An 11,482-nucleotide genomic window follows, 5' to 3' on the forward strand; every position below is an offset into this window, starting at 1 on the left:
CACATCACAAGAGAATTGCAAGAGTTTGTGGAACCGATTTTATAAAATCGCAACTGTTATCTTGGGATTGACCGAAAAATCACAAGAAAACCTTGATTTCTCAAGGTTTCTTTTTTGTGAAAAGATATTCTAATTAAACTTATTATTTTCTAAGCTTATTGTAACAATTAAAAAAATAGCAGCTATCTGTACTAATACAGATAGCTGCTATTTTATTTTCTATATAACACTTGCGGAGTGCATTTGATGGACCTCATACACTTGCCCTTCAGTTTTTTCATCAATTAGGAACGAACCGTTAGATGTTCGATCACTGATTGGATACTGAGTACTATCTAAGATATGCTGCGTGCCCTTTTGAGTAGTGACCAGCAGCGGCAATTCATTATCGGCACCCATATAAACGGCCCGATGCGGATTTTTCTTCAATTCTCGTAGGACCATTAAGCCGCGCTTGGCGCGTCCTAACTGTGGCAATTCTTGCGCTAACATGCGTTTGACTGCGCCTCGTTGGCTAATGATCGTTACAGGCGTATCACCTTCTGGATGAACCAGAGCAGCCCCTACCACATGATCGCCATCTTTTAAGTTAATGGCTTTGACGCCGGCAGCCTTACTGCCAACCACCGGTACTTCAGAAAGTGGATAACGCAAGCCGAAAGCTCGATGACTCACTAGGAAGACATCCTGCTCTCCTTCATTTAAAAAGACGGCAACAATATGATCTTCTGGTGATTTTAATTTCATGGAAGCAACTGGGCGACTCTTATAGGTGCGCCAAGGTTCGAATTCCGTCATTTTGGTTTGCTTGATCATGCCATCACGAGTAGCAAAAACAAAGTTCTTCTCTTCAGATAATTCCTTATATGGGAAAACCGCGATGATTGATTCATCCATGCCTAGATTCAGAATCGTTTGTGAAATATGTTCCCCAACGTCTTTCCAACGTAAATCCGGTAATTCATGGACGGGACGATAGATGACATTGGCCTTGTTCGTGAACAATAAAACGTGATCCAAGGTATTGACCTGTCCACTATACAAAAGGAAGTCCCCTTCCTTCATACCAATTTCTTCTGGTGAGGAAGCGCTGTAAGAACGTAAGCTAGAGCGCTTCACGTAACCTTCGTGGGTCACAGTCAAAATAACTTCTTCTGGTGCCACCAATACTTCCGTTTCAATCTTGATTTCGGTGATCTCTGCCTCAAGCTGTGTCCGGCGTGGATTGCCATATTGCTTTTTGACTTCCCGCAGTTCCTTTTTCATCAATTGGAAGAGACTGCGTTCATTCCCTAAAATTTCTTGTAGAGCTTGGATGGTTTCAGACAGCTCTTGAGCTTCCTGTTCCAATTGCGTGATGTCCGTATTAGTCAGGCGATATAGCTGCAAGGTTACGATTGCTTCTGCTTGTTCTTCAGTAAATTGGAATTTGGAAACGAGATTTTCTTTAGCGTTTTTCTTGTCCTTACTACCTCGAATTACCGCGATCACTTCGTCTAAGATGGAGAGGGCTTTGATTAAACCTTCCACGATATGCTGACGTTTACGTGCTTTGGCTAATTCAAACTCACTGCGTTTGGTGATGACTTCCTTGCGGTGACTGACATAGCTTTCTAAAATACGCTTTAAGCCCACTTGATGAGGCGTCATATTATCAATTGCCACCATGTTGAAGTTGTAATTGACTTGCAGTTCGGTATTTTTGAACAAATAGTTTAAAATACCTTCAGCATTGACGTCTTTTTTCAATTCCACTACGATTTGTAAACCAGTTCGGTCGGTTTCATCTCGTACTTCGGCGATGCCATCGATTTTTTTATTCAAACGAATCTCATCAATTTTTTTCACTAAGACTGCTTTATTGACTTCATAAGGGATTTCGCTAACTACGATTTGTTGTTTACCGCCTTTTAAAGGTTCAATCTTCGTTTTAGAACGCAGAATAACTTTTCCGCGCCCGGTCTCGTAAGCTTTTTTCAGCTCTTCTTTCCCTTGTAAAATACCGCCGGTGGGGAAATCTGGTCCTGGAATATATTCCATCAATTTTTCGGTGGTAGCTTGTGGGTGATCAATCAGGTAAATCGTGCCGTCAATCACTTCGGCCAAATTATGGGTAGGAATCTCAGTAGCATATCCGGCCGAGATTCCGGTTGAACCGTTGACTAACAAGTTAGGAAACTTAGCAGGTAGAACAGTTGGCTCTTTTTCGGTATCGTCAAAATTCCAGACAAATTCCACTGTTTCTTTTTCGATATCCTTCAATAATTCGCCACTTAACTCTGAAAGGCGCGCCTCCGTATACCGCATCGCAGCGGGTGGATCGCCGTCCATGGAACCATTATTTCCGTGCATCTCAATCAGGGTTTCCCGTAGTTTCCAATCCTGACTCATGCGTACCATGGCTTCATAGATACTGCTGTCGCCGTGGGGGTGATAATTCCCCATGACATTCCCTACTGATTTGGCTGACTTACGAAAGGCTTTTTCAAAAGTATTGCCGTCTTTGTTCATAGAAAACAGAATACGACGTTGTACGGGTTTAAGTCCGTCACGGATATCTGGTAACGCACGTTCCTGGATAATATATTTTGAATAGCGACCAAAACGGTCCCCCATCACTTCCTCAAGCGTCAGCTCTTGGATCGCGTGTTTTTCCATTCTACTCACTCCTCATCAAATAAACTGATCGATTCTGCGACCGGTTGTTCAGCTAATTCTGTTTCAACGACAGGTGAAACCTGTGGTAAATGCTCGTCGTCGGGCCGTTCCAAAATACTGCCATTTTCCTCCAGCGTAAATTGGACATGACGCTCGATCCATTTGCGGCGCGGTTCGACTTTGTCACCCATTAAAGTGGTAACACGGCGTTCTGCTTGGGCAGCATCGTCGATACGCACCCGAATCAGTGTCCGCGTTTCCGGGTCCATCGTCGTTTCCCATAATTGTTCCGCATTCATTTCCCCAAGACCTTTATAACGCTGCAGCATATAGCCTTTACCGACTTTTTGAATCACTGCTTGCAGCTCTTCATCCGTCCAGGCGTATTCCACTACTTGCTTCTTACCAACGCCTTTCGATACTTTGTAAAGAGGAGGCAGTGCAATATAAACCTTACCCGCTTCAATCAAAGGCTTCATATACCGGTAAAAGAAAGTCAATAATAACACTTGAATGTGGGCCCCATCGGTATCCGCATCGGTCATAATAATGACCTTGTCATAGTTACAGTCTTCAATGGTGAATTCTGGCCCGACACCGGCTCCAATCGTATAGATCATCGTATTGATCTCTTCGTTTTTCAGAATATCCTGCATTTTTGCTTTTTCAGTATTGATGACCTTCCCACGTAGCGGCAAAATCGCTTGGAATTTTCGGTCACGGCCTTGTTTAGCCGAACCGCCAGCTGAGTCACCCTCCACTAGGTATAACTCATTGCGTTTGGGATTGCGTGATTGAGCCGGTGTCAATTTTCCAGAAAGTAAGGATTCGCCCTTTTTGCGTTTTTTACCATTACGGCTTTCTTCCCGCGCTTTGCGGGCGGCTTCCCGTGCTTCCCGTGCTTTGACGGCTTTCCGTACCAGCATTTGACTCATTTCACTATTTTCCTGAAGATAGAAACCTAATTGTTCCCCTACTACCGCATCTACGACATTTCGAGCAGCTGGTGTACCTAGCTTTTCTTTCGTTTGTCCTTTGAATTGCAGCAGGTTTTCTGGTACGCGAATGGATAAGACGGCTGCCAATCCTTCACGGAAGTCACTACCTTCTAAGTTTTTATCCTTTTCCTTCAACAAGCCGACTTTACGCGCATATTCATTATAGGCTTTCGTCATGGAAGCTTTCATCCCAGCCTCATGGGTACCGCCATCGCGGGTACGCACATTGTTTACGAAGGATAGGACGTTTTCAGAATAACCGTCGTTGTATTGATAGGCTAATTCAACTTCGATTCCTTCTTTGGCTCCTGAGAAATAAACCACCGGTGTTAAAGTATCTTTTTCTTCATTCAAATACTGAACAAACTCTTTGATCCCTTCTTCGTAATGGAAGATTTCTTCACGAGGTTCTTCACGGAGATCTGTCAAAGTAATTTTGACGCCCTTTAACAAGAAGGCGGATTCCCGCAGACGTTCTGCTAAAGTATCATAAGAGAATTTTGTAGTAGAAAAAATGGTGTCATCCGGTAAGAACGTAACCATAGTTCCATTTTTCTTCTTGGTTTTGCCGACCTTTTTCAAGCCACCCCGCGGCTTCCCGCCATCTTCAAAGCGTTCCATATACTCAACGCCATCACGTACGATTCGGACTTCAAGCCACTTGGATAAGGCATTTACGACGGAGGCCCCCACGCCGTGAAGACCGCCAGAGGTTTTGTAACCGCCTTGGCCAAACTTCCCGCCGGCGTGCAGGACTGTAAAGATTACTTCAACCGTTGGAATGCCCGATGCGTGCATACCAGTAGGCATCCCGCGTCCTGAGTCCGTGACAGTGATACTGTTATCATGATTGATGGTAACGCTAATTTCATTTCCGTAGCCAGATAATGCTTCATCTACTGCATTATCTACGATTTCATAGACCAAATGGTGCAGGCCGCGGCCGTCAGTTGAGCCGATATACATGCCTGGTCGTTTACGCACTGCTTCCAGTCCTTCGAGGACCTGGATCGATGCATCATTATATTCATTGACCGTCAAATTAAAAACCCCTTATCTAGAATTCCCGCGACAAGCGCCGCATCGTAACTATCATACTCTAAAATGGCCGTTTCCACAAAGAGAACGTATATTCGCTTTTTATCCTACTGTTTTTTTACTGCTTTGTCTAGTCGCAATAAAAAAAGGCTTCCCGCAGGAAACCTCAATTTGATCATTAACGCGCTAACTCAATTTTGATACAACGATTCATCACCACATCATGGCGACCAGCGTTAGCTAAGATAGCCGCTGCTTCATCATTTTCTAGACCTAATTGCGCCCAGAAGACCTTGGCATTAGTTTGGATGAATTCTTCTGCGACTGCTGGTAAAAACTCACTACGTCGGAAAATATCCACGACGTCGATTGGTTCCGTCAAGTCGGTCAGTTTCGCAACGACAGGCTCTCCTAAAATCGTTTGACCAACTTTAGTAGGGTTTACCGGAAAAACTTTATAACCGTGGTCTTGCAATAAGGCAGCAATTCGATAACTTGTTTTATCCGGGTTATCGCTTAAGCCGACGACTGCGATATTTTTCGCATCCGCTAAGTAACCTTTAATTACGTCTTGCTGAGGGTTTTGAAATGTCATTTGTCTCACTCCTTAAGTGTGATTATACTCGTTTGAAATGGGAATGTATATTGTTCCGTCTTATTATTCATGATAGAATGAATCGAAGTAAATCTAGGAGGTTTTTTCATGAAAATAGTCGCGCTCTTTCTCTGTGCGTACTTACTTGGCTCGATCCCTTCCGGTGTTTGGGTGGGAAAACTGCTTTTTAAAAAGGATATCCGCCAATTTGGTTCAGGAAATACAGGAACAACGAATACGTTTCGTGTGCTGGGGAAAACAGCAGGCATTATCGTCTTATGTATGGATATTTTAAAAGGGACATTGGCTACTTGTCTGCCGTTGCTGTTTCATGTATCAATCAACCCTCTGTGGTTTGGTGTTTTTGCAATTCTAGGCCATACCTTCCCAATTTTTGCTCAGTTCAAAGGCGGAAAAGCGGTCGCAACTAGCGCGGGGATGTTGTTAGGCTACAATCCTGTTTTCTTTCTTTATTCTTCTGCTATTTTTGTCATTACCTTATTTTTGACTAGTATGGTAAGTCTGACCAGTATGATCAGTGCGGTTCTGATTACTCTTTCAACCATTCTTGTACCATTTATTTTCCCTCAAATTTTACCGCATTTTGATCCACTCTTAACAATTATTGCGATAGCTGTGACGGTTTTTATCTTTTATCGTCATCGCGAAAACATCCAGCGTATCAAAGACGGAACTGAAAGCCGCGTACCTTTTGGCTTGAATTCTTCGAAAAAAAAATAATGAGCAGATGCCCATAACGGCATCTGCTCATTTTTATTTAACTGTAATACTATATTTGGTTTGATACAGTTCTTCGGGAGCCAATGTTTGAATGCCCTTTTTATCGATTAATTCACCAGTTGTATCCATGGTATCGGCGATTCCCGCCCAAGGCTCGATACACACGAACGGTGCCTCTTTTGGATAAGGCGACCAAAACCCGACATACGGTAAATTGTTGTAGCTCAATGTCAGACTATGAGGACTTTTTTCACTCCGGACCGAAAAAGCGTTTAAGCCTTTTGTTTCAAAAATGACCGCATCATCCTTAAACATTTCGCGGGTCAGCTTGAAGCTTGTATTGGTTTGCCCTAAGGTTTTCTGCTCCCAATCAATGTATGGTCCATTTAACGGAAGTCGAATCCGCGACTTCATGGGTGAAAATGCTAAAAAGTAGTCTTCAAAGGTCAAGCCTTCCTCTAAAGGTACATTGAAAGCTGGGTGTCCCCCGATCGAAAAGTACATCGTGTCATTACCGGTATTTTGCACTTGATAATGGGTTACTACCCCATCGCCACCTAGTTCATAGCGGATGATCAGTTCAAAATCGAAAGGATAATTTTTGCGGGTTTCTGGCGTACTTTTCAGAGAAAGTGCCACACTTTCAGCACCTTGCTCAATCACCGTAAAGTCCATGTCACGAGCAAAGCCATGCTGTCCCATGTGGTAGGTGTGGCCTTGGTACGTATATTGATCATTTTTGAGACGGCCAACAAAGGGAAACAATACTGGTGCGTGTCTGCCCCAATAAGTCGGATCGGCTTGCCAAATGTACTCAATACCTGTTTCTTTGCTGATCAAGCTGACAAGTTCCGCCCCGTGTTCGGCAATCGTTACCTTCAGTTGGTCGTTTTCAATCAGAATCGTCATTTCGTACCCTCCAGTTCTAAACTCGTTCTTTTTCTAAAGCCGCGATAAAACGCGGATTTAAGACCTTCAAGTAAGTACCTTTCATACCAAGAGATCTTGATTCAATGATACCAGCAGACTCTAGTTTTCGTAAAGCATTTACAATAACAGAACGCGTGATACCAATTTCGTCAGCGATGGAAGAAGCAGTCAGCCGACCCTCTTCCCCGTCTAAGGCTTCAAAAATAGCTTTAACAGCTTTTAACTCACTGTAAGATAACGTATTGATGGCCATTTGCACCGCTGTTGCGCTGCGTACGTCCTCTTCAATATGGCGAGATTGCTGATAAAGAATCTGCATTCCAACTACGGTGGCGCTATATTCCCCTAATACTAAATCGTCATCATCAAAGTTGTGATTGATTCGGGCTAAAATAATCGTGCCTAACCGCTCTCCTGCACCAAAGATTGGAACAATCGTTGTTACACCAAATGGATATTTTTCTCGTGATTCGATTGGAAAAGCCGTCAAGTCACTAGTAATGGGAATATTTTCCCGTGTCCGTTTCAAATCGCCTGCCGCATCTGTATAACTTTGCGGAAATTTCTTTTCTTCAAACATATGCTTGATACGGTCATTGTTCACATCTAATTTTTCGTTATACCCCAACAAATCCCCATCCACGCTAATAATATACGTGTTACATTCCAAAATATCACCTAAAATCAAAGCCATTTGGTCGTATGGTAGATCAGCTTCCTGCGAAAAAGTGTTTTTCTGTTGCAGTAGCTTATTGATCTGGCGTGTTTTTTCTAACAAACTTTCCATTTTCCCACTCCTTTAAAGAATATAACGGCTAAGATCTTCATCCTGCGCGATATCTCCTAGTTTTTCATTGACATAGCCTTCAGTAATCGTGATTTCACCCATTTGCATGTCCGGCGCTTCAAACAATAAATCTTCTAATAAGCGTTCCAAAATGGTGTGTAAGCGGCGTGCACCGATATTATCCGTATCCCGATTGACCTTGAAGGCAATATTCGCGATACGTTCGATTGCTTCAATGGTAAAAGTAACTTTGACGTTTTCAGTCCCAATTAAGGCCATATATTGTTTAATCAAGGCGTTATTAGGTTCTGTCAGGATCTTAACAAAGTCTTCCGCTGTTAGATCATCCAGTTCCACCCGAATTGGGAAACGACCTTGCAGCTCAGGAATCAAATCGCTTGGTTTTGAAAGATGGAAAGCGCCAGAAGCGATAAATAGAATGTGGTCTGTTTGAATAGCGCCATATTTCGTATTGACTTGCGAACCTTCAACGATTGGCAGGATATCCCGTTGGACTCCTTCGCGACTCACTTCGCCGGATTGTTGCGATTTAGAGGTTACTTTGTCGATTTCATCAATAAAAATGATCCCACTGGATTCAGCTAAACGAATTGCTTCACTAGCAATATCCGCGTCATTGACTAATTTAGCGGATTCTTCCGTGATTAATAATTCGCGGGCTTCCTTAACCGTAATCGTCCGTGATACTTTTTTCTTAGGCGACAAGGCACCTAGTGTTTCGTTTAAATCAATGCCCATTTGTTCCAAACCATTGTTCATAGTAGGCATGGTTTTTTTAGGCTCTTCGATTTCAATCGTTACTTCCCGTTCATCTAACAGTCCTTTTTCGAGTTGGGCCAAGATAGCTGTACGGTTCGTTTTGATTTCCTCCGTAACCTCTTCTTGTGGTTCTTGATTTTGAGCATTGAACATTTGCATCATGGCTTCAAATTGATTGCCACTGGCTTTTTTCTCTTTTTTAATGCCTGGTACCAAGGCTTTGACTAAACGCTTATTCGCCGCTTTAGCTGCCCGAGTATAAACGCGACTGTACTGTTCCTTTTCAACGATTTGAACCGCAGCCTCTACTAGATCACGCACCATAGATTCGACGTCACGGCCAACATAGCCGACTTCCGTAAATTTGGTGGCTTCAACTTTGATAAAAGGTGCTTTGACAATACGTGCTAACCGTCGCGCAATTTCCGTCTTACCCACACCAGTTGGGCCAATCATTAAAATGTTTTTAGGTGTGATTTCTTGCTGCATCTCCGCCTCCAATTGCAAGCGGCGATAGCGATTCCGCAAGGCCACCGCAACTGAACGTTTAGCGGCGTCTTGCCCAATGATATACTGGTCTAATTCTTTTACGATTTCTTTTGGTGATTTCGTCATTTCTGTCATAATCGGTCCCTCTTATATTTCTTCCACAATAATATTGTGATTGGTAAAGATACAAATGTCAGCAGCGATGTTCAAGGCATTTTCGGCGATTTCACGAGCCGTCATGGCTTCTCCACCATAACGTTTCATCGCACGGGCAGCCGACAACGCAAAATTGCCACCTGAACCAATCGCTAAAATACCATCATCTGGTGTAATTACTTCGCCGGTTCCAGATACTAAAAGCATTTCTTCCTTATTCATAACAATCAGCATGGCTTCCAGTTTCTGCATGGCCCGCTCTGTCCGCCATTCTTGAGCTAGTTCTACGGCTGCTCGAGTCAAATTTCCATTGTATTCGTTTAGTTTTCCTTCAAATTTAGCTTCTAGTGTGAAAGCATCCGCCACACTACCGGCAAATCCTACAACGACCTCATCGTTATAGATGCGCCGTACTTTACGAGCAGTGCCCTTCATGACGACTTGCTCGCCCATTGTAACTTGTCCGTCACCAGCCATTGCAAATTTGCCGTCTTTCATGACCGCACAAATCGTGGTGGAGTGAAATTGTGATTCTACCATGATGTTCCTCCTAGCCCCTTGCTCGGGGATGAAATGTTCGATAATTTTTTTGTAAGCTCTCTTTTGTAACATGGGCGTAAATCTGCGTTGTCGAGAGATCCGCATGGCCCAATAGTTCTTGTACTGTCCGCATATCGGCACCATTGTTCAACAGATGCGTTGCAAAGGTGTGTCGCAGCATATGAGGATGGATATCACCGGCTAAGGTACTGCGCTTGATGATTTGATTCATGACATATTCAATACCAGTCGGTGTAATTGCCTCCCCGTGGTGATTCACAAAGACGATCTTGTGCTCCTTACGGTACTTTTTCATAAGGACAGCTCGGCCCTGCTCCAAATATTCGGTCAAAGCATCTGCCGCAAAGCTGCCAAAGGGGACGTAACGTTCTTTGTTACCTTTCCCATGGACTAAAATAATCTGATGATCAAAATCAATTTGATTGATGGTCAACACAGCACATTCGCTCAGCCGCATCCCTGTTGCATAAAGCGTTTCCAAAAGGGCCCGGTCACGCAATCTCAGCGGACTATCACCAGTAACACTGTCAAACAAGGCATTCATCTCTTCTTCATAAAAGAAGCGTGGGAGTCGCAAGGACTTTCGTTTGAGATGAACATAAGAAAAGGGATTCTCTGTCACCACTTCGTTTTTCAACAAAAATTGATAAAAAGAGCGGAGACTCGCAATTTTCCGACTGATGGAATTGCGACTATATTCCTGATCGTGCAAATACGCCAAGTAAATGCGAACATCAGTATGCTCAATCAACAAGTAATTACTATCCCCGGTATCTTCTAAAAAAGCCACAAAATCACGGATGTCTTCACCGTATGCTTCTTGCGTCTTAGGGGAATAATTACGCTCGGCGATCAAATATTGCAGAAATAAATCGATCCAGTTATCAGTTGCCATCAGCCTCTTCCTTTCAGTACAAAAATACTTTAACATAACAGACGATCAAAAGACAAATGAATTGTCAGAATTTAACTAATATTTCTAAATAAGTTCACAATTCAAAAGTTTTTGTTAAGAATACTAGCCATTTTGACGAAAAAAACACTTTTCTTTCGTCGTCTTGCTCTGTCTGTGCAACAAAAAAACGAGGTTACCCTCGTTTTTTGACACCATCTTGCAACCAGTGACTCCGCATGCGATAGGCTTGCAACGTTTCAGCCACGGTATGGTCTTCCATAAAATGTCGTTTCAATAAGTCATGCATCATATCCGTTAAGAAAGCCAAGAATAAGGTAAATTCTTCATCTGAATCAATTTTTAACGTCTCTAGATTCAGCATTCGTTTGAAATGCTCCTGTACTTGATGCCCACCACTAAAGCCAGGCATATATTTCTCTTCGGTAAACGAGTTCATCCCTAAAATCATTACTTTGAAATACTGTTTATATTTCGTACTGTCAAAATACTCCAACAAATGTTCGAAAAAGTAGTCTAAGGCCGCAAAGATATCGCCATTGGTACTAGTCAACGCATCATATAGCTTTTGGTGGGCGTCTAGTTTGATTGAGTCATAAAAATACTGATACAAGTCTGTGATATCCGTAAAGTACTTATAAAAAGCTCCCCGGGAAATGCCGGTTTCTTTAATAATATTGGAAACCTTTGCATGTTCCACTGGACGCACTGAAAATTCATGCAAGGCAGCATCCATAATTTTTTGTTTTTTAGCTTCTGGCAGATTTAAAAAGGTTTTACTGGGCATTTTCTTCGCCTCCCTTCCTTTATTGTAGTGATACCTTGTCACTTTCGCA

At 42.9% G+C, this 11,482-nt stretch carries 10 protein-coding genes; 1 reads left to right on the top strand and 9 read right to left on the bottom strand.

The features are described from left to right. Nucleotides 1-219: 219 nt before the first annotated feature. From parC to ECA01S_RS00815, 3 genes are all read right to left on the bottom strand, one after another. On the bottom strand, nt 220-2,658 hold the full coding sequence (gene parC / locus ECA01S_RS00805; RefSeq protein WP_067389636.1) for a DNA topoisomerase IV subunit A: 2,439 nt from the start codon (nt 2,656-2,658) through the stop codon (nt 220-222). A 5-nt stretch (nt 2,659-2,663) separates the two neighbouring features. Continuing rightward, on the bottom strand, nt 2,664-4,697 hold the full coding sequence (gene parE / locus ECA01S_RS00810; protein WP_067389639.1) for a DNA topoisomerase IV subunit B: 2,034 nt from the start codon (nt 4,695-4,697) through the stop codon (nt 2,664-2,666). A 175-nt stretch (nt 4,698-4,872) separates the two neighbouring features. Continuing rightward, nucleotides 4,873-5,289 carry a CoA-binding protein gene (locus tag ECA01S_RS00815; protein WP_067389642.1) on the bottom strand — a complete coding sequence of 139 codons (417 nt, stop codon included), beginning with the start codon at nt 5,287-5,289 and terminating at the stop codon, nt 4,873-4,875. Nucleotides 5,290-5,397: 108 nt separating this feature from the next. On the opposite strand from ECA01S_RS00815, the gene plsY reads away from it, so the two are divergent. Next, nucleotides 5,398-6,030, top strand: a complete 633-nt coding sequence (gene plsY / locus ECA01S_RS00820) for a glycerol-3-phosphate 1-O-acyltransferase PlsY (RefSeq protein WP_067389645.1) — start codon at nt 5,398-5,400, stop codon at nt 6,028-6,030. 33 nt (nt 6,031-6,063) lie between these two features. Here plsY and ECA01S_RS00825 read toward each other — a convergent pair whose 3' ends face one another. The 6 genes from ECA01S_RS00825 to ECA01S_RS00850 all read right to left on the bottom strand — a co-directional run bounded on the left by ECA01S_RS00825 (nt 6,064) and on the right by ECA01S_RS00850 (nt 11,433). After that, a complete protein-coding gene (locus ECA01S_RS00825; protein WP_067389647.1) occupies nt 6,064-6,939 on the bottom strand; it encodes an aldose 1-epimerase family protein in 876 nt (291 codons plus the stop codon). Between the two features lie 16 nt (nt 6,940-6,955). Further along, nucleotides 6,956-7,747 carry a GTP-sensing pleiotropic transcriptional regulator CodY gene (gene codY, locus ECA01S_RS00830; RefSeq protein ID WP_067389650.1) on the bottom strand — a complete coding sequence of 264 codons (792 nt, stop codon included), beginning with the start codon at nt 7,745-7,747 and terminating at the stop codon, nt 6,956-6,958. Nucleotides 7,748-7,759: 12 nt separating this feature from the next. Next, nucleotides 7,760-9,151, bottom strand: coding sequence for an ATP-dependent protease ATPase subunit HslU (gene hslU / locus ECA01S_RS00835; protein ID WP_067389653.1), 1,392 nt, complete (start codon nt 9,149-9,151; stop codon nt 7,760-7,762). Nucleotides 9,152-9,163: 12 nt separating this feature from the next. Next, complete coding sequence (gene hslV, locus ECA01S_RS00840) at nt 9,164-9,712, bottom strand: ATP-dependent protease subunit HslV (RefSeq protein ID WP_067389656.1); 549 nt, start codon at nt 9,710-9,712, stop codon at nt 9,164-9,166. 10 nt (nt 9,713-9,722) lie between these two features. Then, nucleotides 9,723-10,628 (bottom strand): tyrosine recombinase XerC, encoded by a 906-nt coding sequence (gene xerC / locus ECA01S_RS00845; protein ID WP_067389659.1) that lies wholly within the window; start codon nt 10,626-10,628, stop codon nt 9,723-9,725. 193 nt (nt 10,629-10,821) lie between these two features. After that, entirely contained in the window at nt 10,822-11,433 is a 612-nt protein-coding gene (locus ECA01S_RS00850) for a TetR/AcrR family transcriptional regulator (RefSeq protein ID WP_067389662.1), read from the bottom strand. Between the last annotated feature and the right edge of the window lie 49 nt (nt 11,434-11,482).

It is taken from the genome of Enterococcus canis NBRC 100695, assembly GCF_001544375.1.
GTDB lineage: Bacteria > Bacillota > Bacilli > Lactobacillales > Enterococcaceae > Enterococcus_H > Enterococcus_H canis.